Origin of the sequence: Paenibacillus contaminans (assembly GCF_003285015.1) — a bacterium.
In the GTDB taxonomy this organism is placed as follows: domain Bacteria; phylum Bacillota; class Bacilli; order Paenibacillales; family NBRC-103111; genus Paenibacillus_V; species Paenibacillus_V contaminans.
This window is the reverse complement of sequence record NZ_QMFB01000001.1, coordinates 797,899-822,928: the sequence shown is the minus strand read 5'-3', so window position 1 is coordinate 822,928 and position 25,030 is coordinate 797,899. Positions and strand designations below refer to the sequence as shown.

Annotated in this window: 27 protein-coding genes; 9 read left to right on the top strand and 18 right to left on the bottom strand. The window is 46.8% G+C overall.

What is annotated here, in order from left to right; all coding sequences use genetic code 11:
* The first annotated feature begins 64 nt into the window (after nt 1-64).
* The 6 genes from DQG23_RS03585 to DQG23_RS03560 all read left to right on the top strand — a co-directional run bounded on the left by DQG23_RS03585 (nt 65) and on the right by DQG23_RS03560 (nt 5,663).
* Entirely contained in the window at nt 65-1,588 is a 1,524-nt protein-coding gene (locus DQG23_RS03585; protein WP_113029397.1) for an AraC family transcriptional regulator, read from the top strand.
* Between the two features lie 120 nt (nt 1,589-1,708).
* Entirely contained in the window at nt 1,709-1,984 is a 276-nt protein-coding gene (locus DQG23_RS03580; RefSeq protein WP_113029396.1) for a hypothetical protein, read from the top strand.
* A complete protein-coding gene (locus DQG23_RS03575; RefSeq protein ID WP_113029395.1) occupies nt 1,956-2,993 on the top strand; it encodes a FecCD family ABC transporter permease in 1,038 nt (345 codons plus the stop codon). Before DQG23_RS03580 ends, DQG23_RS03575 begins: the two co-directional genes overlap by 29 nt.
* Nucleotides 2,993-4,018, top strand: coding sequence for a FecCD family ABC transporter permease (locus DQG23_RS03570; protein ID WP_113029394.1), 1,026 nt, complete (start codon nt 2,993-2,995; stop codon nt 4,016-4,018). Before DQG23_RS03575 ends, DQG23_RS03570 begins: the two co-directional genes overlap by 1 nt.
* 64 nt (nt 4,019-4,082) lie before the next feature.
* On the top strand, nt 4,083-5,072 hold the full coding sequence (locus tag DQG23_RS03565; RefSeq protein ID WP_113029393.1) for an ABC transporter substrate-binding protein: 990 nt from the start codon (nt 4,083-4,085) through the stop codon (nt 5,070-5,072).
* A gap of 45 nt (nt 5,073-5,117) precedes the next feature.
* Nucleotides 5,118-5,663: a nitroreductase family protein gene (locus DQG23_RS03560; protein WP_113029392.1), complete on the top strand. Its 546-nt coding sequence runs from the start codon at nt 5,118-5,120 to the stop codon at nt 5,661-5,663.
* A gap of 142 nt (nt 5,664-5,805) precedes the next feature.
* Here the strand turns inward: DQG23_RS03560 and DQG23_RS03555 are convergent, their stop codons facing one another.
* The 6 genes from DQG23_RS03555 to DQG23_RS03525 all read right to left on the bottom strand — a co-directional run bounded on the left by DQG23_RS03555 (nt 5,806) and on the right by DQG23_RS03525 (nt 10,667).
* A complete protein-coding gene (locus DQG23_RS03555; protein WP_113029391.1) occupies nt 5,806-6,732 on the bottom strand; it encodes a dihydrodipicolinate synthase family protein in 927 nt (308 codons plus the stop codon).
* 266 nt (nt 6,733-6,998) lie between these two features.
* The gene (locus DQG23_RS03550; RefSeq protein ID WP_113029390.1) at nt 6,999-7,562 is read right to left on the bottom strand and encodes a GNAT family N-acetyltransferase; all 564 of its coding nucleotides are present in this window, start codon (nt 7,560-7,562) and stop codon (nt 6,999-7,001) included.
* A 31-nt stretch (nt 7,563-7,593) separates the two neighbouring features.
* Nucleotides 7,594-8,181 carry a CDP-diacylglycerol--glycerol-3-phosphate 3-phosphatidyltransferase gene (pgsA, locus tag DQG23_RS03545; protein ID WP_113029389.1) on the bottom strand — a complete coding sequence of 196 codons (588 nt, stop codon included), beginning with the start codon at nt 8,179-8,181 and terminating at the stop codon, nt 7,594-7,596.
* A 27-nt stretch (nt 8,182-8,208) separates the two neighbouring features.
* A complete protein-coding gene (locus tag DQG23_RS03540) occupies nt 8,209-8,835 on the bottom strand; it encodes a GNAT family N-acetyltransferase (protein ID WP_113029388.1) in 627 nt (208 codons plus the stop codon).
* A 20-nt stretch (nt 8,836-8,855) separates the two neighbouring features.
* Entirely contained in the window at nt 8,856-9,344 is a 489-nt protein-coding gene (locus DQG23_RS03535) for a GNAT family N-acetyltransferase (protein WP_113029387.1), read from the bottom strand.
* Nucleotides 9,345-9,788: 444 nt separating this feature from the next.
* Entirely contained in the window at nt 9,789-10,667 is an 879-nt protein-coding gene (locus DQG23_RS03525) for an alpha/beta fold hydrolase (protein WP_113029386.1), read from the bottom strand.
* Nucleotides 10,668-10,823: 156 nt separating this feature from the next.
* Here DQG23_RS03525 and DQG23_RS03520 point away from each other — a divergent pair, with 156 nt between their 5' ends.
* On the top strand, nt 10,824-11,540 hold the full coding sequence (locus tag DQG23_RS03520) for a MerR family DNA-binding transcriptional regulator (protein ID WP_113029385.1): 717 nt from the start codon (nt 10,824-10,826) through the stop codon (nt 11,538-11,540).
* A gap of 35 nt (nt 11,541-11,575) precedes the next feature.
* Here DQG23_RS03520 and DQG23_RS03515 read toward each other — a convergent pair whose 3' ends face one another.
* On the bottom strand, nt 11,576-12,424 hold the full coding sequence (locus tag DQG23_RS03515; protein ID WP_113029384.1) for an isochorismatase family protein: 849 nt from the start codon (nt 12,422-12,424) through the stop codon (nt 11,576-11,578).
* A 135-nt stretch (nt 12,425-12,559) separates the two neighbouring features.
* Nucleotides 12,560-12,952: a VOC family protein gene (locus tag DQG23_RS03510; protein WP_113029383.1), complete on the bottom strand. Its 393-nt coding sequence runs from the start codon at nt 12,950-12,952 to the stop codon at nt 12,560-12,562.
* A 217-nt stretch (nt 12,953-13,169) separates the two neighbouring features.
* Between DQG23_RS03510 and DQG23_RS03505 the strand changes: the two genes are divergently transcribed.
* Nucleotides 13,170-14,174 (top strand): ABC transporter substrate-binding protein, encoded by a 1,005-nt coding sequence (locus DQG23_RS03505; RefSeq protein ID WP_113029382.1) that lies wholly within the window; start codon nt 13,170-13,172, stop codon nt 14,172-14,174.
* Between the two features lie 269 nt (nt 14,175-14,443).
* Here DQG23_RS03505 and DQG23_RS03500 read toward each other — a convergent pair whose 3' ends face one another.
* The 10 genes from DQG23_RS03500 to melA form a co-directional block, all read right to left on the bottom strand.
* Complete coding sequence (locus tag DQG23_RS03500) at nt 14,444-14,656, bottom strand: DUF3006 domain-containing protein (RefSeq protein ID WP_113029381.1); 213 nt, start codon at nt 14,654-14,656, stop codon at nt 14,444-14,446.
* A 22-nt stretch (nt 14,657-14,678) separates the two neighbouring features.
* On the bottom strand, nt 14,679-15,725 hold the full coding sequence (locus DQG23_RS03495; protein WP_113029380.1) for a ComEC/Rec2 family competence protein: 1,047 nt from the start codon (nt 15,723-15,725) through the stop codon (nt 14,679-14,681).
* 86 nt (nt 15,726-15,811) lie between these two features.
* The gene (locus tag DQG23_RS03490; protein WP_238177742.1) at nt 15,812-18,151 is read right to left on the bottom strand and encodes an ABC transporter ATP-binding protein/permease; all 2,340 of its coding nucleotides are present in this window, start codon (nt 18,149-18,151) and stop codon (nt 15,812-15,814) included.
* 163 nt (nt 18,152-18,314) lie between these two features.
* Complete coding sequence (locus DQG23_RS03485; protein WP_113029378.1) at nt 18,315-19,004, bottom strand: response regulator transcription factor; 690 nt, start codon at nt 19,002-19,004, stop codon at nt 18,315-18,317.
* Nucleotides 18,982-20,442, bottom strand: coding sequence for a sensor histidine kinase (locus DQG23_RS03480; protein WP_113029377.1), 1,461 nt, complete (start codon nt 20,440-20,442; stop codon nt 18,982-18,984). Before DQG23_RS03480 ends, DQG23_RS03485 begins: the two co-directional genes overlap by 23 nt.
* Nucleotides 20,443-20,564: 122 nt before the next feature.
* Entirely contained in the window at nt 20,565-21,263 is a 699-nt protein-coding gene (locus DQG23_RS03475) for a TVP38/TMEM64 family protein (protein ID WP_113029376.1), read from the bottom strand.
* A 276-nt stretch (nt 21,264-21,539) separates the two neighbouring features.
* Nucleotides 21,540-21,968 (bottom strand): SRPBCC family protein, encoded by a 429-nt coding sequence (locus DQG23_RS03470; protein ID WP_113029375.1) that lies wholly within the window; start codon nt 21,966-21,968, stop codon nt 21,540-21,542.
* A 218-nt stretch (nt 21,969-22,186) separates the two neighbouring features.
* Nucleotides 22,187-22,417, bottom strand: a complete 231-nt coding sequence (locus DQG23_RS03465; protein ID WP_113029374.1) for a hypothetical protein — start codon at nt 22,415-22,417, stop codon at nt 22,187-22,189.
* 12 nt (nt 22,418-22,429) lie between these two features.
* Nucleotides 22,430-22,612: a GNAT family N-acetyltransferase gene (locus DQG23_RS43680; RefSeq protein ID WP_113029373.1), complete on the bottom strand. Its 183-nt coding sequence runs from the start codon at nt 22,610-22,612 to the stop codon at nt 22,430-22,432.
* Between the two features lie 104 nt (nt 22,613-22,716).
* Nucleotides 22,717-24,042 (bottom strand): alpha-galactosidase, encoded by a 1,326-nt coding sequence (melA, locus tag DQG23_RS03455; protein WP_113029372.1) that lies wholly within the window; start codon nt 24,040-24,042, stop codon nt 22,717-22,719.
* 150 nt (nt 24,043-24,192) lie between these two features.
* Between melA and DQG23_RS03450 the strand changes: the two genes are divergently transcribed.
* Nucleotides 24,193-25,026: an AraC family transcriptional regulator gene (locus DQG23_RS03450; protein ID WP_158560278.1), complete on the top strand. Its 834-nt coding sequence runs from the start codon at nt 24,193-24,195 to the stop codon at nt 25,024-25,026.
* The last annotated feature ends 4 nt before the right edge of the window (nt 25,027-25,030 follow it).

The window sequence follows — 25,030 nt, the reverse complement described above, 5'->3', positions numbered from 1 at the left end:
GACTAGAATTAGTTGAGAATGATTATCATTATTCAACTATTCCAATACGGGAGCGGATGCTTACATGCGTAGTATCACTGAAAATGCGAACGTGTTTGACATAATGAGCCTGGAGCTGCTTACACTCTCTGGAGAATGGCGGTATGACGGGAACAATGCAAAAAACGAACATTTGATCCTTTTTGTAACGGAGGGCAAAGGAATTATGCAATCTCCTTCTTACAGCGGCGTTTGGGGCGAAGGAAATCTGTTTGTATTCCCGTCCCCGGCAGAAGCTTTGACAGTAACCTCCCTTACAGAGCCTTCCGGCATGTATATGCTGCGTTTTGCCTCCGCCAATGTTAGACGGACCGAAGGGGGCTGGCTTGCGAAGGATGTCCCTCCGCCGGTTAAAGGAAAGCTCGCCGTTCAACCGCTTTCGGTTGTGCGCCAACGGTTTGAGGAACTAAACGATTGCTGGAGCAATACGGAGGAGAACGAGATTTCCCTCCAGTTATGCTGGTTGAAGCTGCTCACTACCATTCTTAAAGGAACCGGTGAAAAGGAGCCCTGCTTGAAGGATGTTGTTCACGGCATTCTGAATCATCTGGACGAGCATTTTGACGAAGATATCCAAATCGAGGAAATTGCGCGGTTTTCGGGGGTTTCCCCCTCTTTATTCTATCAGCATTTTAAAGAGCATACATCTTTAAGCCCGCGACAGTACGTTACCAAAAAAAGAATGGAGCAAGCGCGGCGGCGGCTGGTAGAGGACGAAACGAGCATTCGCGACGTTGCTGTCGAAATCGGCTACAACGACGTCTACTACTTCAACCGCATGTTCAAAAAAACAGTCGGGATCCCTCCCTTCCGCTACCAAAAATCGTTTCGGCGCAAAATAGCGGTGCTGAGTCCGGCCTTATTCGGCGATTTGCTTGCCCTCGGCATGTCCAGGCAGTGGCTCATTCCTTGCTGGAATCCCGGCGAACAGAAGCCGAACTACCGGCAAACCGATGCCGACGGCTTCGAGCTTGGAAGATTGCGAAGAATCGGACCGGAGATGATTATCGGTACGGATCTGCACGGCCCTCTACTCGAAAAGCTGAACGCCATTGCGCCTACCCGTCTCATCACCTTCAAGCCCGCATCCTGGCGCGGCCATTTACTCGAGCTTGGCATCGTTCTTGACGTCAAGGAAGTTGCGGAGCAATGGCTCCATTATTACGACCTGAAGGCTGCGGCGGCCGGCGAGCGGATCGGTCAGCGGCTGCAGCAGCAAACCATTCTGGCAGCCAAGGTGCACGAACGGGGAATTCGCGTATTCGGCCGCAACCGCCGTAAGCTCGGAAGCTTGCTGTACGGAGACCTGCAATTGAACGCGCCGGAAAGCGCGCTCGGCTTCGATATTGCCGATATCGACGATTTGGAGCAGCTGAACGACTTTAAAGCGGATCATCTTCTGCTGGTGCATGAACCCGGCCAACGCCCTATCCGGAGCAGCGCGCTGAAAGGCACCGTGCATCGGGCCGGTATTTTTCCTTGGCTGCATTATTCCGCATTCGGTCAAGAGCAGGCGATCGACAACGCGCTCGTTCTGTTTTCCAGTTAGTCGTACAGGAATGTACATCTAAAAAATCAGGATCCGCCATTTTCAATTCCGGCAATTTCAGTACAATACTAATTGAGAATGAGTATCAATAACGAGAGCAATAAGGAGGTTCGCAAAAGGATGAAAGCAGCAGAAACTTTTCCTGCGGCATACACAATTCGGAATAGGAGAGGGGTCAAGCAGTTTAAGTCGGATGCCGTTCCGGAAGAACTTATCGGGGAACTGCTCATGCCTGGCGAGAAGCTCGTCGGCATGCTTCAAATCGGCTACCCGGAGGCTATGCCCGATCATGAAGAGAGGCGCATCGCGGCGGACCAAAAATGGACAGTCGTTCGCTCGGCGTCCTTGACGAAGGATGATTTTTCCGATGGCACAATCGGCCGTTCAGCCCAATAGCCCTCCTCTTCGAACCCGGCCATGGGCGGCTAGCGTTATCATAATGGCGGGCCTCGCTGCAATCGTATTCGGCATCGGTGCTTCCATCGTGACGGGGGTTGCGGACATTTCGCTCCGTACGGTTTGGTCATCCATCTTCGCCTATGATACCGGGAACGATCATCATGTCATTATCCGGCAGCTTCGGATGCCGAGAGCGCTAGCCGGAGCGTTGGTGGGAGCCGCCTTCGCAGTTGCAGGAGCCATCATGCAGGGCATGACCCGGAACCCGATCGCCGACACCGGTCTTCTCGGCATTAATGCGGGAGCCGGCTTCGTGCTAGTGCTTGTATTTGCTTTCGTCCCTTGGCTGCCCTTCGGATATCTGATCCTGTTCTCCTTTCTGGGAGCCGGATTGGGAGCTTTGCTCGTTTACGGCATTGCGTTCATGTCCAAAGGAGGACTCAGCCCGCTCAAGCTGACATTGGCCGGCGCCGTCGTCGGGTCGTTGATTACGGGAGTCAGCCAGGCGCTGTCGCTGCTTTTTCAGATCAACTACGATTTGGCGTCCTGGTCTGCAGGCGGCATTTCGACTGCGGAATGGTTTCAGGTTTCGGTCATGCTCCCGTGGATAGTCGGAGGCTTGATAGCCGCCATGATTATATCGCGCTCCATCACGGTATTAAGTCTCGGAGAGGATGTCGCTACAGGACTGGGGCAGCGGACCGGACTCGTCAAAGGAATCGGCACGACGATCGTCATGATCCTTGCCGGCGCCTCGGTTTCGACCGTAGGCGGCGTCGGATTCATCGGCCTGGTCGTACCGCATATGGTTCGTTTCCTCGTAGGCGTCGACTATCGCTGGATCATTCCGTGCTCCGCCGTATTGGGCGCCGTCCTCGTGCTGCTTGCGGATATCGGCGCGAAGCTGCTTGCGACGCCTTACGAAACGCCTTTGGGCGCAGTAATCGCCGTTATCGGCGTCCCTTTCTTCCTGTACCTAGCTCGCAAGGAACGGAGGGAACTGTAATGCAGCCGGACATTTTCAACAATAAGCGTACCAAGCGCAGTATCAAAATCATATGTTTATTCGCCATTCTGCTTGTTGCCGGCTTCATCATCAGCCTGAATGTCGGCCGCTACAGCATCGCTCCAGGCGATGTGCTGCAAACCTTACTTGGTGAAGGGACTAAGAAACAAAATATCGTTTTATTCGATCTGCGGCTCCCCCGCATGATTATCGCCGTCCTTATGGGTGCCGGACTTGCGGTATCCGGGGCCATTCTGCAAGGAATTTCCCGCAATGGGTTATCGGATCCCGGCATTCTCGGCATCAATTCCGGAGCGGGCTTGGCGGTTCTTTTATTCGTATCCTTTTACCCGTCGAACAGTCTCGCACCCCCGTTCATGATGCCGGTATTGGCCTTGCTCGGGGCCGGACTGACGGCAGCTTTCATTTACTTGCTTTCCTACAAAAGAGGAGTCGGCATATCGCCGACGCGTCTGCTGCTTACCGGTATTGCCGTAGGAGCCGGGCTAAGCGCCGTCAGCATTATTTTGACGCTGCAGCTGAATCCCCGCAATCTGGAATTTGTCGTGACTTGGCAAATGGGCTCGTTATGGGGCTCCAATTGGAAATTCGTCCTTGCCCTGCTTCCCTGGATCGTCATTCTTCTTCCTTTTGCATACTGGAAATCGAAGGAGCTGAACATGCTCAGCATGAGCGAACAGATGGCTGGCGGCCTCGGCGTATCCATACATAAGGAACGACTTGTGCTGATGGCTTCGGCTGTCGGACTAGCCGCTTCAAGTGTTGCCGTCGGCGGAGGCGTCGGCTTTGTAGGGCTGCTCGGCCCGCACATCGCAAGGCGGCTGGTCGGTCCCCAGCATCAATACATGCTGCCGATTACGGCAGGAATCGGAGCTCTGCTTGTACTGGCGGGTGATACGATCGGAAGAAGCTTTATGGCGAATACGGAAATACCTGCAGGCGTCGTCATTTCCCTACTGGGCGGTCCGTATTTCGTTTATTTGCTTATGCGCTCAAGGACATAAACGGTAGAAGTGTTGACAGCTAATTAAACAATATCTGCAAGAAAGTTTGAAGGGAGAGTTAACTATGATGCTGACAAGAAAAAAATGGATAACAGCAATGTTTGTCACTTTGACAGGCGCCTTGGTTATCGCAGGATGCGGAAACGATACGCCAAGCGAGGGGAACGGGAATGCGGCGGCTTCCCCTGCCGGGCAATCCGGAGAACAAAAAGCGAGCTTTCCGCGCACCATTCAGCACGTCAAAGGAGAACTTAAGCTGGATAAAGCTCCGCAAAAAATCGCAAGCGTCGACATCATGGCGACGGATTATCTGCTCGCTCTCGACGTAGCGCCGATCGTGTCGGAAGGCTTCAGCACCAAGGACCGTTCACCGATCTTCGGCAAGTATGCCCAAGGGAAGGAAGTCGTCGACCTCGGCGGCAAAACGAATTTGGAGACGCTGCTGGAAAAAGAGCCGGATCTCATCGTCATCAGCAGCACGAGCAACAAGATCGACCGTTTTGACGAATTCAACAAAATGGCGGACACCGTAGTCATCGACTACACGCTCGACGCCCCATCCAGGCTCAGAAAATTTGCCGAGCTCGTAGGCAAAGAAGAAAAAGCCGATCAGGTGATCGCCGACTTCAACAAACTGAAGGAAGAGGCGAAAACGGCTGCAGCCAAACACAAAGATGAGACAGTGCTGTTTCTGATCTCGAACGGTAAAGATTTCACGGTCATCCACCCTGCCAACTTTCCGATTTATTTCGACGAAGTGGGACTGAAGCCTGTCAGCGGATTGCCCAAAGAAGGTTCGATCGGCGGGCGCATCGGCATCGAAGCGTTGAGCGAATTTGCTCCGGACCATATTTTTATCGCCGAGAACCGCAGACAAATGAAACCTGAGGAGCCGCAGGGGCTGATCAACATTTGGACGGACAACCCGGTTTGGAAAAACCTAAAAGCGGTTAAGAACAACCGAGTCTACTCCGTCGATACACTTGTCGGAGACACCTTCTTCCTCGGACAAATCGCAGGTTTGGAAGCGATCAAGGAGCATCTCGGCAAATAAAGAACTTACAACTAACAATAGCCATGAATTGGAGGAATTTCTGCTATGAATACCAATCATTTATTCGTCGCCGAAGCGATCAGAAATCGGAGAACGGTCAAGCGGTTCAAGCTGGAGCCTGTTCCGGAATCGCTCATTCTCGAGCTGCTTGATATAGCCGTCTGGGCACCCAATCACAAGCTTCGGGAGCCATGGCGCTTCGCTTTGTTCGTAGAGGAAGGCAAGCAAGTCGTCGTCGACGCCATTATTGCAAATGCAATGAAAAAGAGGGATCCTGAGCAGCTGATGAAAATCCCGGCTTTCCTGACCGTTATGATTGAAGAGGATTCCCGGCAAAAAGAGCTGGAGGAAGATATGCTTGCCGCCGGAACTTTGATTCAAAACTTTCAGTTGGCGGCATGGGAGCGAGGCATTGGCGTCACCTGGCTGACCGAGCCTTTCACGTATCAGCCTGGATTTCGAGCGGATGTCGGCGTGAAACCGACCGAAAAGCTGATTGGGCTGCTGCAAATCGGCTATCCTGAAACTGTGCCTCCCGCTCAGCCAAGGACAGCAGCCAAACATAAATTGACGATAGTCCGATCGTCGTAAGAATCCGCAACCTAATAAACGAAGCCCCGGCGTTATCGTTCGGGGCTTCGTTACAAAAAAAACGCGCAGGTCACGGTTTTTCATGAATGTATAATCATATATCCGTCTCATGTTCCTCAGTAGGCCAATCAAGCTTCTCCCCTCAACCCGAATTCGGGGCCAGCCAAGCAGGGAAACGCTCCCTCAAGAAATCGCGGTATTGACGATATTGCTCGTCCGTGCTCGAATCGTAAGGCGCCAGCATGCGCAGTGGAAACGCGGGATTCGTCAATTTGTACAGCAGCTTATCGTAAGCGCCGTCCATATAAGCCGCACCGACGATGGTTAGAATCCCTTCCCGGATGCCGGATAACTCCTGCTGATACATGGCTAGGCGTTCCAGGTCATTAGTGGCCGCCGCCTCGAACATCCGCCACGTTCGTTCCATATGACCAAGTCCCAGCGACACCACCATGCTGCATTCACCGCCTAGCAAATGAGCGTACCCAAAACCGAGCTCCCCGCAAAAAAATTGCAAAGGCGAGTCGTTCATCGCGATTTGGTAAGCGGTCGGCATATCCAACGCCGTATATTTGACAGCTGCCAAGTTAGGAATTTCCGCTGCTAGCGTCGCGTATTCCTTAACCGAAACGACTTTTTTGCTGCGTCCGTTGTTGTAGTGTATGAATCGGCAGTCAGGGAAAGCTCCGCATATCTCGTGGAAAAACCGGAGCATCTCACTCTCCGTCAACGCCCCCCATGAGGGGAATGAAATTTGGAAATCGCGAATACCCAGCGCATACGCCTTCTTCGCCCTCTGCAGCATCGTTTGAAAGGACAGGCTGATGAGTCCGACGATCGGTTGCATGTCCGTCCCCTGCGAGCTAGAAGCAAAGACGCGAACAATATGTTCAAATTGCTCGTCCGATACAGCGTAGCCCTCGCCTGCGGTCCCGAATAAGTAAATATGACGCAGCCCCATCTGCTGCAAGTCGGTAACCTGCTGCCGGAACATCTCTTCCATAAATTCGAAGGACTCGTTCCAAGGAAGGCACGCTGTAGCCATAATCGTCTTGGGATAACGTTTCATCTCTCGAACCCTACTTTCAGTATATGTATTCAGCCATTTACAAGCCGGAAAGAAAGGTTTTTAACTGGTTGAGGTGCTGTGCATCATGCGGAATAAAACCTTTTAAATAGTGATAAACCGTAAACTTGTTCCCGTCTCCGTCTATATGCTCTTTTAGGAATTCTTCTTCGGGTATGAGACGCAATTGATGAATAAGTTCGCTTCGGTAATGAATCGTCCTATCAATAATCTCTTGCTTTCCTTTTGTCTTTGCGTATCAGAATTCACTATAGATTACAATTCCTAAATCTAAAGATTAACTTATATCCATCAAATGTTGTTCCAAACTCTTCTTTGTAACTACCACTTGTATATTTTGATACTGTTTTACGCCAAAATCTCTGTCCAATCATATTTCGTTCTGCCGGATTGGTAAATAGCTCCCAATTCCCTTTGAACATATCGAATATTTGGATAGCGGAATACTCTGCAATACCTTTCCCCCTAAATGGCTGCAGAAGAAAAAAATCATTTACGAAATAGTCAGTTCCTTTTGAACAATGTGGCGGAGATGCAATAAGCGCAAATCCAGCTGGAATATCATCAACCCTTATTAGGAAGGGATAGAGACAATTCGGTTTTTCCCACCAAATGTTTTGCACGTCGTATTGATCGCTAAGCGTTCTATAATCATTACTATCTTCAAAAATTCCATGTACATTAGGAATATGCCCCTGAGTTAGCCCATAATGTCCCGACAAATCGTGTAAATAAAGCGGGTACATGTTTTTAATAATATATGCTTCGCCTTGCTCAGCTAACTTTATATTGATATTCGTTAATTCTGACATCATACTTCCCCCGTTCCATAATCACTTGGACTTATAGTTCCAATTGTAGCGCACGATAATTGTTTTTCATGTATTTGTATCCAGAACATGTTGTTAAAGCGACAGCTAAAATCATGATAGTCAGATCTATTGGGAAATTTGTAAGGTACGAAAATGGGAAATTGCCTAATAACACTGCGGTGATTGCCGCCACCTGGAGCACCAACTTTACTTTCCCATGTTTATCAGCCGCAAGTGCTACTCCCTTCGCCGCAGCAAGAATTCGAATCCCAGACACCATTATTTCTCTACCAATGATTAAAACCGCTATCCACGAAGGGATCATGTGTTGCTGAACCATCATAATTAAAGCTGCCGAAACTAAAAGCTTATCCGCGAGGGGATCTAAAAGTTTTCCGAAATTGGTTATCTGGTTGTTTTTACGTGCTATATAACCATCTAGCTTGTCTGTCGCCGACGCAATAACAAATATTGCAATTGCCCCATAAAAACCATACTGATTTATGTAATGTAGAAATTCTAACTGCTCCACCATCCAGGACAGATATTGTTGAAACGCAAGCATAAAAAGCGGTATCATGCAAATTCTTGCAACTGTGATTTTATTTGCGAGGTTCATGTAATCACCCACCACTTTGTTTTTACTTTATACATTAAGCTCCCGATCGTTTCCATGGCAACCTCGACTTTGAATATTGTGCCAACTATTTTTACTAAGCCTATAGTAGCTGTATTTACGATTGTTAATTTCGATAGGATTTTGAAATTCAAATCCACATTTTTGAATGACTTTAATGGACGGAACGTTACGTATTTGTGCAATGGCAATGAGTTCCTCGGTAATAGTGTTTTCAAACAAATAGTTAATTAACCCTTTTGCGGCTTGTGTCGTGTATCCTTTGTTTCTGTGATCTTTTGAAATCCCATAATAAATCTCTCTTTTTGGTGGATGCACTTTGTCCATAATTCCTGTACCGCAAACACCAATAAACTTACCGGTTTCTTTGCTGATTATTCCCAACCGCAATCGAAGTTGTTCAATAGCTCCATCTTTTCCTACAGCATTTAAAAACCGTTTATTTTCCGGTATTTCATAATTGTTAATCCAGTCTTCTCGTTGTTCCTTAGAAACGTTCCAATCCATCAAAAATTCATAAAAATGAGGTTGCCAAGTTATGTTATGCAGTTCGTCTAAATCCTCAATCCTATACTCACGTAAAATTAAATCTTCACATTCAATCATAAATACTTCGTTCGAGTCGCCCTTTTTCATAACTACTCTCCCTTTTCGCATTACATATCTCTCGTACTAAATACCTGAACATATTTTTTAAGATCATGTCTAAATAATTCTGTATAATTTCCTGAAGTATATTTTGAAATCACATCGCGCCAAAATAAAATTGCAGGCTCATTTGTATTCATTTGTGCAATTTTCCAGTTTGCCTTATACAAATCAAATGCCTGTATTGCGGCTTGTCTCCCAATTCCATGTCTCCGGTACTTCCTAAGCACCATAAAATCATAAATGACATGTGTTGGATCTGGATCAACATCATGATTTTCAAATAAAATGACAAGGAACCCAACAATTTTATCATCATGATAAATAAACAATGGATTCCAACGAGGATCTTGCCAATATTGTTCCAAATTGACTTCATATAAACCGAAATTATTTAGGTCTTCTTCTGTAAATTGACTAAAATCATGATGATATAATTGATATAGGTTTTGAAGTACTTCCTTCCTATCTTCCAATACAGGAATGAGTTTAATCATACTTAATTCTCCCTCCTCGTTCACCTAGTTGCTCTTAGAGAGATGGACAACATATTCATCCTTGGTTAGTCCAAACAAGATCGAATCATGATATCGTCCATTCGTGTAGAAAACCTGACGACGAACCCCTTCTTGAACGCAGCCTACTTTTCTTAACATGGCAGCTGAAGCTTCGTTTCCTTCAAGTACGTAATCATTATATCTCTCATATTTGCCTCCGATCATTTATTGTGTTGATAACAATTATAACCATTAGATCTAATCAATGGTTGGCATATTTTGTTATAACTAAACTGTCCGTTTGCAGCGATCGATTAGGCACAGGTTCATCAAAAAGAATTAGTGGATTGATCCCAGAAATAGAAAAAGCGATAACCCAGGACGACTACAATCCTAGATTGTCGCAGTTTTATAGTACTAACTTGACCTCTAAGCAAAATCAGTCTATTTTTCTAATCCCAAGTGTCGTATGAACCATGGCTTAATCAGCGGTAAAACCGCAGCCGGCTGCATGGCTTTCGTATGATCCATGTCATCTCCCATAAGGATTTCGACATCCCACCCTAAACCCGCTAGAAAACCCGAATTTTTCTTCAATAACCCGACCATGTCTACAGTAACATTACCAAATTTTTCACCGTACACGATTGTATCTTTTTCGCCGGCAAAAGCCAGCTTCGGAAAATTCAGCATGTGTTGAATATTACGATCATCAAAATCGGCAAGACTCTGATACATCGTAACAAATTGCTGCGTAACACGGGGATCAATGGTAACCGTCATGTTTTCCCAATCGATTTCTTTAGAATTTCCGTCTTCTTCGGGTTGTTTGCTTCCATCACGCTGAGTACCGACAGCTTGCATATGTGTTTTGTCGGTGACAATCATCATTTCTTGATAAGGTCCTTCATAAGGCGGAAATCCGCCCAAAACTAAGCTTTCCAGCCGATTCGTTCTTATGGCCAATTGTAATCCCACCAAAGCAAGCCAAGAATAGCCGTAATAACTAAAAGTCTTCACATTCATTTCGTCGGCAATATGAAGAAAGTCGTTTACAATATATTCGGGGGTGAGGTTTTCCGGGTTCGGATGCTGAAATACATGCCCTTCATAATCGAAATATAGAATCTCGAACGAATCGGCAAGCCCTTCTACAAAATGTTTCCCCAACTCGGGATCTACACCCCACAGTCTCAAGCTTTCCGCTTCCTGATTGTACACGGATTTTTTAGCAATCGGTAACATGATGGTTTGACGGCCGGGAGCTCCCGTTAAACCAACTTCTATTTCCGATTGGCCGGTTAGCCGGATCATCTTTTTCAAATGCGTTCACTCCTTCAATGGTTTATATAATGATCATAGTACATTCATGCAATCTTTCGTTCCAGCCTTCGTCCGCCTTGATTTTTCAACCAAAATTCTATTCAATATTGTTGTAGCACTTGAAGATTTTGCTTGAAGATATGGAGATAAAAAATAATGAACATGATCTATACGCCTAAACAAATTGCTAAGGAACTGAATGTGAGTACGACTACTTTGAGGAGATACGAAGATCAAGGCTTGATTCCGGATGTGCCGAGGACGCCTAGCAACCGCAGATGCTACACATCCCTCCATTTGCAAGCCTTTGTTACCATTCGGGCATTATTGCGAGGATTTGAAATTCCGGTTGTGTATGACATGATGAGGAAGATTAAGAATCATAATATCGAACAATCGCTCTGGCTTTTGAATCAGCAGCTGCATGATACGCAAGTGGAAAAACATAGAGTTGAAGAAGTCTTGAGTATGCTTCGAAATGCTGATTTTTCGAAATACAGGAGTTTGAAGGTAACCGATTCGATGACAATTGGAGAAGTTGCACGAATGGCCGGTGTCAATACTTCAGCCATTCGTCATTGGGAACAAGAAGGATTGATTACTTCGGGAAGAAACGAAGATAACGGATACAGAGTTTTTTCTCAAACCGAATTAAGAAAAATAATTCTTATAAGCAGCTTAAGAAAAACCGTTTATTTTATTGAGAATATGAAACATCTTTTAAATGACTTGGAAACACAGCACTTCGAACAAGTGGAACGCTCATTTCAGCTGGCCCTGCAACAATTAAACAGTCAGCTGATGAAGCAGTTTTCGGGAATAGCCGAGCTGATGAAATATATTGAATTCTACAAAGAAGGGGCCGGATCATAGAATAACACCCCTTCATTGACACCTTATCTTTCATTCTATTTGAATGATTGAACAAGAACGGAAGAAAGAATGGAATATCCCCATAACTTCTCAATTTGTTCGATAGCCACCTTTGTTCGCCACAACCCATTAACAGTTTCCGCCGATTCATAAGTTGTCGTGCAATCTCGAACGATATTTGTCATGTATCCCTTGTCATGCATATTACGAATTCCATAAGTGCTATTCAAAATGCACTCATCCGTCTCAAAGCCCATGTAAAAAAGCACTCGAATACCACTGCTGCGTAGAAGACGGTCAAATTGTTCTTTTGAGTAAACAAGCAGATCGGCTCCTTTGGGCTCGACCTCTCGGGGGATTTTGATTTGGTCATAGACTTGACCCTGTATATTCATCCAAGAAACATTAAACACATCATTTGTGTGTCTAGATTTCCAAGTTCTCTGCCATTCGATTTCAGGTAAGTCTGCTGCCTCTTCACCTGCCGTATTTAGTTCCTGCAGTTCATCTAAATGATTCCGTTCTTCCTCTGTCGTTGAATCGTACCACTGGGGGTATCGGCTCAAAAACGCAGAATGGTTGCAATGGAAAATCTGAACGCCCTGTTTCCTCAAGGAACATACGGTCGGAGCGATGTTGTTTGTGATAATCTCTTTCTTCCTTAATGCATGAGAGGCACCTCTTTCCGTACTTAACTCCCATCCTAATAAGTCAACGACTGGTCCGTCACTCCACCCAAAATTCCACAAATCCACGAGAGCAATTCCAATTTCTTCACTCCTAAAAGTAAATGTGGACGACGAACGTACAAAGTTTGATTCTGTAAACGCCAAGCCGGCACATGGCGATCTGGGGGTATAATCTAACTCCATTGTTACAACCAATGTGAAACACCTCCAATAAAAAAGCCGCGATTTACGCGGCACTTAATCGGTAAACAAACTTGTCGTCCGATAGCTTTAAGATTACCTACTCACGAATCAGCACCATCAATCGAAGAAAGTTCGCTCTTCTTGGCTCTACTCTACGAACGTTGAAGTGCCATGTACCACTAGCATATTTCCGCTTGGATCGTAGAAGTCAAAATCCATTGTGAGAATCTCTCCTTGGACTACCCCTCTGTTTTCTCTGATTTCGCCAATCTTCACGCCTTTGCTCTGCAAATCGGAAAGCAGCTTCCGAATATCCGATGCTTCAAAGCCGATAACCACAGACATCGTTCCCTGGTGCAATTCCGTTTCACACAGAAAAATGGACGGACCTGAGGGGAGCGCAAGAATGGTCATTTTATTATCCGGCCGTTTCCAATGTACCTCGAATCCCAGATTACCTATGTACCATTCCGCAGATTCCTCAAGATTTTTAACTGGAACTTGTAGATAGGAGACACTTTCAAGAATTCTCTCTGCCAATGTTCATCATTCCCTTTTAAGTTTTTATACGAATAATACTTAATTTACCTTATTCTAGATTTCCATTCAATAACAAAACAAGAACGATTTACCCTTCTTTCCCTTATGTGCGATCATTCGTGTAACGAAGTTGAAAACTTCAGATTGACAGCATTACATGATAATGATAATCTTTATCAGTGTTATATAACCTTTTACTTAGTTGGAGGAACACGAAGTGAAAAAAACCTATCTCGTTTACATGTGGTTACTGATGCTCACCTTAATGCTTGCGGCATGCGGGAACGGCAGCAATGACGCGGGGCAGTCCGCGAATAACGGAACCGGCAAGCCCTCGGCTTCTCCGGCATCGACGGCAGGCGCGACTGCCGACAACGGTGCATCCGCTACACGGAAATATAAGCATGCCAATGGCGAGACGGAAATTCCGGCGCGCCCGGAACGGGTCGTTACGCTGCAGTATGCCAGTCAAATGCTTTCCGTCGGCTTGAAGCCGATCGGCGCCGCAAGTCACCTGCTGGAGACGACGGATCCGTCGTTTCAAGGAATTGAAGACGTCGGTACGCCGGAGGCCATCAATATCGAGAAAATATTGTCACTGAAGCCGGACCTGATCATCGGAGCCGATTTGGACAAAAACTTGTACGAGAAGCTGAGCAAAATCGCGCCTACCGTCGATGTGCCGTGGATGGATTACGATATTTTCGGGCATGTGAAGAAGATGGGAGACATTTTGAACCGACAGAAGGAAGCCGAAGCTTGGCAAACGCAATTCGACGAGAAGCTCAAGCAGGCTAAGGACAAAATCAAGGGCAAGATTCCAGCCGACAAAACGTTCGTCATCTATCGCATCGATCCGAAGCAATTGTACGTTTATGGCGTTCGCAACATCGGCTTCACGCTCTACAAAGCGCTAGATTTGCCGCGTCCGGCTATCGTGCAGAAGGAAATCGACAAAGACCCGAACCTTTGGGGTATCGAGATTTCGCAGGAGCTGCTCCCGAATTATTCAGCTGACTATGTATTCGTAACGCTGCTTCCGGGCGAGGATGGCAAAAAACGTTTTGACGAAATTAAGTCCAGCGCTATCTGGAAGAACCTCCCTGCCGTGAAAAACAATCATGTTTACGAAATCGATATGGATACGTGGTTAGGCTACACGCCGCACGACATTGAAGTGCAATTAACAGAAGCCGTAAAATTGCTGACGGAAAATAAGTAATAAGCTGAACTGTAATTGTTGGCGAATCCCGATATCGATGCTGACAGAACATGAGCAGCGTATGACCTGCTAATCGCTCACCGTCTACACCAAATATGGCAGCCGAGCGCCGGACAACGTTATAGAAAAAGCCCGACCACGATGGTTACCACGATGGCCGGGCTTTTTCGGCTATGATACGCCAAGTAAAGGCGTTTTCCTTAAATCTCACTGAGATAACGAATATAGGCGGCCTCCGTTGCAGCCCCCATCATGTTCGATCTGACTTCTCAATCGTTCCACACATCGTCCATCAGCTTCTTCATATATCGGACTCGTTCCTTCGTCGCCTCGCTATCTACCATCCATGTCCCTTCCCGAAGTACGACGCAGTCGCCGACTTCCGCATCGAACTGAACCGCACTGCGTTCCACATCAAACGTCTTGCCATCGATTTCAATAATCACATAGCTGCCTTCAAATCCTTCCACAATTCCTCTCATAAGCGGCTCACCTCTATCGTTCCTATTGCGCTTTTCCCTTCGAAAATTCCCACGGATCTAGCTTGACGTCCAGCTTCTTGCCGTTCGATACGAATACAATATTACCCGACGTATCGTTTCTGAACACCGCAATGTTCTTGTTCGTCAGCTTTGCAAGAATTTCCGGTGTCGGGTGTCCATAATTATTTTTGCCCGATTGGATGACTGCATACCTCGGGTTGACACGCTCAAGGAAAGGATCGCTCGTCGAAGAATTGGAGCCATGATGCCCAATGAGCAGTACATCGGCTTTCAGCATGGTGCTGCTGGACACGAGATCTTCTTCACTTTTCGTTTCCGCGTCCCCTGTCAGCAAAAACGACGTTTCCCCATACGCCACGCGAATAACCGCGCTCATCTCGTTCGTGTCTTTGTAGTCGCCGATCGGAGCAACCAACTGAACGTTCGTGCCTTGATCCCACTCCAGGGTCACATCCGCCTTGGCGGTGTTGACCTTGATTTCTTTATTTTTCGCGGCTTGTAAGACGTCTTCGAACGTTTTCGTATTGGATTGGACCTTCGGCATATAAAATTGCCCGACGTCAAAATGATCGATAACCGCATCCAAACCGCCGATATGATCGGCATCCGGATGTGTGCCGACCAAAATGTCAATCTTCTTGATGCCTGCCCGCTGTAAATAAGCGACAATCATCTCTTCTTTATCATTGTTGCCCGCGTCGATCAGCATCGTTTTTCCCGACGGACCAACAAGAAGCTGTGACGCTCCCTGCCCGACGTTGATGTAGTGCACGACCATTTCCCCTTCGGCACGAACATAAGGGGAACTCATCGTCGCAGCCGTAATCGGCTTGCTGTCTCCGTTCAACGGATTCGTTTCGTCCGGCTTATCGCCGACATAAAGCATCCCGATCAAAACAACCGCGAACAACGAAGCACTCAACCAAATCGGCGAACGTTGCTTTTTCTTCTTAAACGCCTTCATTTTCCCGACCAAAAGCCCTACCACGCCTGCAATCGCAGCACTTATAAGCGCAGTCACGATTTCTAACCCCATCAAATCTCCCATTTGTATCCTCCTGGTTGTCAATACATGAAATTATAGGGGAAATCGCTCCTGTCGACAACAGGCACAAGGATCGGATTCGAGTCTTCTTAATCCGTTCTTAGAGCAAGAACAGGATCTTTTCGTGTCGCCATTCCGGCGGGAATCAAACCGGCAATCAGCGTCAGCGCCATACTGCCCAGAATTAATGTAATGATATGTGTGGCGGACAATTGTGCCAGTCCCTCAATATCTATCAAATTAGCGATAATAACGTTAATCGCAATAGTCAGAACATAAGAAATTATTATGCCAAGCGAACCTGCCGTGAATCCGACGATTAAGGTTTCGGCGTTGAAGACGCGCGATATATCCTTTCTCCTTGCTCCTATACTTCGCAATATGCCAATTTCCTTGGTCCGCTCCAATACCGAGACATACGTAATGATTCCAATCATGATCGTGGAAACGACAAGAGAAATCGCCGCAAATCCGACTAATACATAGGAGACAGTATCCAGAACGGTCTGAATCGTCGAGCTGATCATGGCCGACATGTCCGTGTAAATAATCCGGTCTTTCTCTGCTTTGCCGGAGTTGTAAGTATCGAGGTACTCCTTAATAGCATCTTTGCCTGCAAAATCCTTCGGATATATGTTGATGCTTGACGGGGTCGTGTCCGCCCCCAGACTGCGCATTTTCAACTTTTTCGCATCCTCATTGGCAAATGGAGAATTCATAATGACATCCCGGTCGGAAGACTGCTGTGCCTTGGCAATGACAGATTTCTCTGCATCATCCATAATATGTTCGGCTAACGCCTTAGTGTAAACCAGCCCTTCCGTTAAAAAGCCGCTGCTTGAAGCAGCCCCTTCTTTCATGCGGAGAATTCCCGTAATGGTTAATTCAATTCCTTCACCGTTCTCAAACAATGCATCGTACGATTCAGGAGCAGCCGGTGCAAACAAACCGTTTTCGCTCCGAGAATAATAGCTGTCATTCGGAATGATCTTTACGATTGTTTTTCCGATGAAATCACTTAACTTATAATCAGATTTGGCTGTGAATATCCCTAACTTTTCAAAAAAGCTCTTGTCCACCCGATTATAGTCATCGACAACAATCGCGACCTCGTTCATCGCTTTCGGATACCGGCTGCCATCGCCGATTAGATCATAGAGTGAAAGAATAAACGTTTCGTCCTCAGGCAATTCCTGCCAATAAGTCGCAGCAGCGCCAAACCCCGAAGCCATATCATCGGCCCCGTTCGGCGATGTTTCAAACTTGACCACATCCTTCTCGCCTTTTGCGAGAACATTCATTTCCACTTCCCTGTTATAGGAGACAACGTTAACCGCATTCGGCAGCGCCTTCTGCATGTCGGCGATATAGTCGAAATAATCCGACGTCAGCACATTTTTATGCTGCTGTTGCTGGGCAACGGCTGAGCGATCATGACGATAAAGGATATCTCCGTCTGGAAATTCATCATTTTCTTTCTCGTTCGAACTCCCAAACGGCCCGCCGTCAGGAGGTCCTTGTACAAACTGTGGGCCTTCCGAGATGGTCAACGGGAAACCGGCCAGCGTTTCAGACTGTAAATTTGCTATATAGTTGGACAAACCGTTTGATATCGCCAAAACAAGAGCCACTCCGATAATGCCGATACTTCCCGCGAATGAAGTGATGATCGTCCGGCCTTTTTTCGTCAATAAGTTTCTGAAAGAAAGAGACATAGCCGTAAACAAAGACATAGACGTTTGGCCCAAGCTTAGATTGCCGCCTTCTTGAGCGTTATTGTGTATCTTAGCAATGTGATCGTTTAGAATGGGATTGCTGTCCGACTGCACTTCGCCATCCCGCAAATGAATAATCCGGCTGCTGTATTCTTCCGCCAAATCGCCGTTGTGGGTAACCATAATGACCAGTTTCGTTTTGGAAATCTCCTTGAGGATGTCCATTACTTGTATGCTTGTTTGGCTGTCCAAGGCACCTGTCGGCTCATCCGCCAAAATAATATCGGGATTATTAACCAATGCTCTGGCAATAGCAACGCGCTGCATCTGTCCGCCTGAAAGCTGATTGGGCTTTTTCTTTATTTTGTCTCCAAGCCCCACCGTTGCCAGCGCCTGCTTCGCTCTTGTTCTTCGCTCGGATGCCGAAACCCCTGACAAGGTCATCGCAATTTCAACATTTTGAAGTACCGTTTGATGGGAAATCAAGTTATAGTTTTGAAAAACGAATCCGATGGAATGGTTTCGATAGGCGTCCCAGTCCTTGTCTTTGAAAAGCCGGGTCGATTTCCCCCCTAAAGACAAATCGCCTTCATCATACCGGTCCAAGCCGCCGATAATGTTCAGCAGCGTCGTTTTGCCGCATCCTGAAGGGCCTAGAATGGAAACGAACTCACTTTGTCTGAACTCCAAGGAAACCCCTTTTAATGCATGCACGATTTCGCCGCTATGATACGATTTTTTAATGTCTGTTAATCTGAGCCTAGACACGATGGGTTGGCCTCCTTCACTTTACGAACTGAACCCATCGTAACAAGCAATGGTAAACTCGAAGTAGGCGAGAGTTAAAATAAAGGTAAACTAGGTATAAACAATCATCCTATATTCTAAACCGGTAACCCGCTCCCCAAATGGTTTGAATGTAAACCGGGTTTTGCGGATCTTTTTCAACTTTTTCGCGCAGACGGTTAATATGGACCGCTACCGTTTTTAAGTCGCCAATCGCATCCATTCCCCATATTCGCTCGTATAGTTGTTCTTTACTGAACACAATATCAGGATTGGATACGAAGAGCAGCAGCAATTCAAATTCCTTATTTTTAAATTCGACTTCCTGCTGATGGACATAAACCCGATGAGTCAGCTTATTCATCCGGATTGGACCGGCTTGAATCTCGCGAGACCGATCCGCCCCGCCATTTTTCAATCGCTCGTATTGCGCTAAATTCGACTTCACTCTGGCTAACAGCTCGGTAGGAGAAAACGGCTTGGCAATGTAATCGTCCGCACCCAGCCCTAATCCTCTGACCTTATCCGCCACCTCAAACTTAGCCGTCACCATTAAAATCGGAATATCCGTCTTCTCGCGAATCGTTCGGCAAATTTCATACCCATTTATGCCTGGCAGCATAAGGTCGAGAATAATCAAATCAAAGTCTCCAGTCAACGCCAATCGTTGTCCTTCTATACCGTCTGTCGCAATCACCGTATGATAGCCGTCTATTTCCAAAAAGTCCCGTTCAATCTCAGCGATGGCCGTATCGTCTTCAATGATCAGTATTTTCTTCACCACTGATTCCTCCTGTCTCCATGTACTTGGGAAGTTTTATGATAATGGCGAGACCTCCTGAATCCGCATGCTTTGCCCGTATGCTTCCTCCCAGCCGCTCAATAAGCTTGCTGGAGATCGCCAAACCCAGACCGCTGCCTAAGTCCGGTTTTTTCCGTGAAGCATCACTGCGATAAAACACATCAAACAGCTTCTCCAAATCTTGATCGGATACACCCGGTCCATTGTCTGCCAGTCTTATTTCAACTTGATGTTCGCCCTCGAAACATACTATGCTGACCTTCGCTTTATCCTTATTTTTATACTTGAGGCTGTTTTCCAAAATGTTTTGAATAACATTACGAAATTGAACGATATCAATAAACACCTCAGCTTCCTGAATTCGGTTTTCGACTTGGATTTCCAGCCCTTTGTGCTCATATTCCGCAGCGAAAACCGTAATCGTCCCCTGAAGCTCCTCGCCTATCCTAACCCGCTCCAAATGCAGCGGAAATTCCCCTATATCCAGTTTGGAAAATAAAAATAACTGATTGATTATATGTTCAAGGCTTCCGGTCTTGCTTTTAATAATGTCAAAGTACTTCTTCTGCATCTGCGGAGTAGATGCCACTCCTTTTTCTATACCTTCCAGATAAGCCTTTATCGATGTCAGCGGCGTACGCAGATCATGGGATATCCCGGCAATTAACTCCCGCCGATTGGTCTCATCCTTCTGCCGTTCATTAACCATGACGAACAGACGCTGCGCCATCTCATTAAACTCCGCACATACCCCGGCAAATTCATCCTTCTTATTGTAATGAATCCGATAGGTTAAATTGCCGTCTCTAAGCTGATGCACACCGTAAACTAACGTATCGATAGGATTCATAATGCTGCGAAAAACAAACTTGGTCAGCGCCCAATTCGTTGCGAGAACGACGATGATGAGAGTAAGAAACATGACTCCGGCCACATATATCCGCTGCTGATATTCATCCCGATTATAAATCGTGAAATTGGAATCTGCCATCACAAGCGCATACTCCCCCGCCTTTACGCGATAAACAGCAAGACTATCTGTAACCAGCATAAAATTGTTTTTTTGAGACAATACCATCTCGGAAGGCTGTCCTTCTTGCAATGAAGCCGGATACACCAAGTGCTGGCCTGCATAAAGAGACAAGGTTATTCCGATCCCCTTATGCTTTTGGTTAAAACGGTCGATATCCGCTTCGAATTCAGCCAAAGCTGCAGAGGAATCCCACTTCGCGGCCAGTGCATCGACATCGTCCATTCGCTTAAAAAAAACATCCCCATACTTCAAGGAATGAACATCGCGAATACCCGTGATCCCCGTATATATAAACACAAAGATAATGCTTGTCAGCGCCATAAGTACAATCGGCATAATAAGCATTAACATGTTGGAAAAGAATAACCGCCGTTTAACACTCATCCCAATTCCTCCTCAAAAGCAATCATTACTAGTATAAAGCAAAAAATTGAAATGCATGGGAAAAAGACCTCGAGAAATATCGAGGTTCCTGAAGGGGCTTTTATTAGCAGCTGATCGGCAGCTTACTCTCCGCTGTGCTTGTTTTCGAAAGACTTAAACGCGGGCTCAGGATTGCGATTCTTGGGCCTATAATATTTCCAAAGCTTGAAGGATGCATATCCGAGGACTGCGGCAATAAAGACGGCATATAATCCTTGCTGAATCGCTGCGGATATTAACCCTTGGGCAATCAGCGAAAGCGCCAAAAAATACAAAGCATTGCCTATTGCGGTGGCGGCTATAAATTTCCTTACTTTGATCATACCGGCTCCCGAGGCTATGTTGACTAAGCTTGTGGGCACAAAGGGGATCAATCGGCCCATGAATACAAACCAGTAACCGTTCCGATCCATTTTGTCCATCCAGGAGGATTGTTTCAGATAGCGAGTTACCTTTTCATGCAGCCACAATCGAACGATATAAAAGGTGATAAATGCGGCAAGAATACTTGTTATTACGCTCCAGACATAGCCGTAGCCTAGTCCGAAGAGAGAAATGTTGATTGAAATGACGAGGATAAGCGGGATGATTGTAAACATATTCTGGACAATCATGACGAGCAGCATAACTAGTTTAAGCAAATGGATATTATCTTGCGCCAGTGTCCGAAGGTTCTGCGGATCCAACAATTGGCTAGCGACATCTTTATAAGTATAGGCAAGCATAAGCAGCAAAATACTTCCGGCGGCTATTGGTATCAATCGCATCTTTAGTTTGCTCACGGCTCATGTTCCTCTCCCTTCGAGTGCGCACAAGGCTCAAGCTATATGGGTAGACGGCAGCATTCCTTATGGCTTTGTTTGGCAGTTCTATATTGCGCCATGTTACAGTTAATCCCCCTGCAAGAAAGAGTATAAAGCATATTGTTAAATAAAAAGGGGGTTAAAAGTAAACCAAAGGTAAACAAACGAAGATAGCGATCAAAAAGTATTGATAAATCACTGCGTATAGCAAAAACGCATGCCGACATCGGCATGCGCTTCTACATCATTTTATTCTTATTTGGCATTTTCCGCATATTTTTTGAAATTGTCTAAAATCGCTTGCCATCCCGCTTGCTGCATCTCGACGGCATTGGTCGCTTCCGCTTCGAACGATTCGATGATTTTCGTGTCGTTGCCTTGACGAATAAATTCAACCTTCACTTTTCTACCGTCGGCGATCGAATAGGAGATGCTCTCGTTAATGCTCACCTCGTCGTATACGCCGCCGAAATCAAATCCGAAGCTGCCGTCTTTAGCTTCCATTCTCGAGACGAATTTACCGCCAACCCTAAGATCATTCTCTGCGAACGGCGTGTGCCAGTCGTCGGAAGCCTTATTCCATTGTGTGATATGCTTCGGTTCCGTCCAGTACGTCCACACGTTTTCGACGGGAGAATGAACGATCGTTTCAATTGTTATCGTTACCGGGGCACCTGTTCCCATTGCCTAACCTCCATTGATAAGTAGTTTACATTCAAATAGTAACACAAGTCATCTGCATTCGCCTCTATTATAGCATGTAAACGGCGGCCAAATTTCTTATAGATTGCTAATGTGCAAATCCATCAACTGAACGTATTGAATATGCTAATTACCTCTCGGTTCACCTTCGGTACTTTTGGTTACATCTTTAACATGTACCGATCCTCCAACCGGTATTCCTACGTTCTTGCTCCTCCTCGCTCGCCGCTTGCATGCACTGTAATCCGAATTTGCCCACTTGGAACCGAGTACGGCTTCCTTTCCACGCCTGTAGTCCGAAAACGCCTGCTTGCAGCGGGTATTTTGCTTGGCACACCGGTGAATCCGTTCTCCAAGCCGGCAAAATCGGACTCCAGCGTAATTCGAACCTCGATTTCATGTTCCAAGTGGGCTATTTCGGACAGCAGCATTATGGGGAGCCTTTATGATCCGCACTCATTAAACTCGGTTACAATCGAATAATAGAACATATTTGTTTCTTCGGTTGATAAGGTTTTGGGGAAATATGTCATAACCTTTTCGTCCGCATTTAGTCGTCTAAATGGCTCTATGTCCGTTTCTTCCCAATCGCGTAAATGCAATCTCGATGTCTCTACATATATCATTTTATACCTCCCTGAATCATGTTTCTTTCCATAAATATAACTAGACTGCCGATCAACTTCTCGGCAGCCCAATTGTCTTCATGCAGCATTATCGTACAGCGTCATTAGTTCACATGCTTGAATTGCGGTAAATAATCGCGATTGGCGGCAAACATCTCATCGACCATCTGTTCGATCTCGTTTAAGCTCAGCACGGCGGAAGTGAGCGGATCGTTCACGATGGCGTGGAACACTTTCCGCGGATCGCCGGTTATCGAACCTTCGACGGCAAGCTGCTCGTTGATCGCGTTTACCGTGTTGAGCGCAGCAAGCTGGCCCGGAAGCGCGCCGACGTGAATCGGCTCGAACCCGTATTTGGAAGCGAGCACCGGCACCTCCACGCATACGTCTTGCGGCAAATTCGTAATATAGCCCTTATTGTTGATATTGCCGTAAAACTTGAACATCGTGCCGTCGCCGAATATCGCATTGAAAATTTCCGATGCGTATTCATGACCGCGATTCAGTTCGATCGGCGCCTCATTCAGCCATTTGACGATTTCGTCCTTCCATGTCGTTTGCCGCTTCTTGTATTCGTTGAGAATGTATGCATGCAAACCGGGATTCCAGTTCGTACCGTGTGTGCAGTACTTTTCGATCAAATCAGGCCGCTTGCGAAACCAAGCATTATACTCCGAATTATGCCCGCTCGATTCGGTAACGTAATAGTCGAGATGCAAGAACATCTCGTTGCGCACCAGCTCCGCATTGTAAATGTCCGGCCGGCTTGTAATCGCTTCGCGAATGAGCGGAATGGCGTCTTTGCCGTTCCACTTGTACTCGAGAAACCACGCCTGATGGTTGATGCCGCCGCACAAATAGCTGATGTCTTTAGCCTCCGCGCCGATCCAGCCCGCCAGCATTTCCGCGGTCCCTTGTACGCTGTGGCACAAGCCAATCACATTCACCTTCGTATAGTTTTGCATCGCATTGCACAGCATCGTCATCGGATTCGTATAGTTGAGGAACACCGCATCCGGGCAAATCTTTTCGATATCGCGGCAAATGTCCAGCATAACCGGAATCGTACGCAATGCTCGGAACACACCTGCCGGTCCGCGGGTGTCGCCTACGTTGATGTCGACGCCGTACTTCTTCGGAATTTCAATGTCACTCCGCCATACATCGACGCTGTTCGCAAGAATCGTACAAACGACTCCGTCGGCTCCTTGCAGCGCCTCGGCTCGGTTGGTCGTCGCGATCACCGTCGCCGGGTAGTTGCCGGCTGCGACAATTTTGTCCACAGCCTGCTTGATAAAGCCGAGACGTTCCTCGTCGAGGTCCATTAAAGCGATCGTACAGTCCGCAAACGCCGGAAACGACAAAATATCCCGTACCAAATTTCTTGTAAACCCGAAACTGCCTGCCCCGATAAATGCAAATTTTTTCATTGTTATTCCCTCCTGCAACATTTGTGAAATAGCTTGGAACCACTATATTCATCATAGCTGAACGTCGCTGAAAAAGAATGTCGCAGAGTGAGATAAATATGTCATAATGTGAGGTGTATGATTCGGATTTGCGATTGGAGGCGGCGGCACATGGCCGAAAAGTTCGAGCTACCTTATTACCAACAAGTGAATGCCGACTTGGTTTATTACTATTCCGGCTCGGAGCGGTGCGCGCCCGGACATTCATACGGCCCGGCGGTTCGTCATTATTATTTGATTCACTATGTGAGGAGCGGTCATGGCATTTTTCGTGCATCCGGTAAAGAGCATACGCTGAGGGCGGGGCAAATCTTTCTCATCACCCCGGGCGAGGTGACGTATTACCAGGCGGATCTCGACGATCCGTGGCATTACAGTTGGGTTGCTTTCGACGGCATGGAGGCAGCCTCCTGTTTGCGACAGGTGGACCTGACGACGGATTCGCCTGTGATGACGCTCACAAGGCACGTAAATATTTTATCTAGCTTCGACATGCTTGAAGACGCCAAAAAGCTGTCCGGCGGACGGGATCTGCGGCTGACCGGTGGCGTGTATATATTTTTGTCATGCTTGTTAGAAGCCGCGGCAGGCGAGCTCGCCCACTCGGAATCGAAACCGCGGGAGCTTTACGTAAAAGCGGCGATCGAGTTTATGGAGAAAAACTTCTCCCGCCGCATGTCCATTGAAGAGCTCGCCTCTTACATCGGGCTCAATCGCAGCTATTTGTGCGCCATTTTCAAGGAGGTGACGCAGCAATCGCCGCAGCAATATTTGATTCGTTACCGGATGGAACGGGCATGCGAGCTTCTTGAGAATGTATCGCTCTCTGTCGGCGACATTTCGCGTTCGGTCGGATACGATGACCCTCTCGTTTTCTCCAAAATGTTTACCAAGCTGAAAGGCTTGTCCCCACGCGACTACCGCAAACAGGCAGGGCGCACTTGAAGCG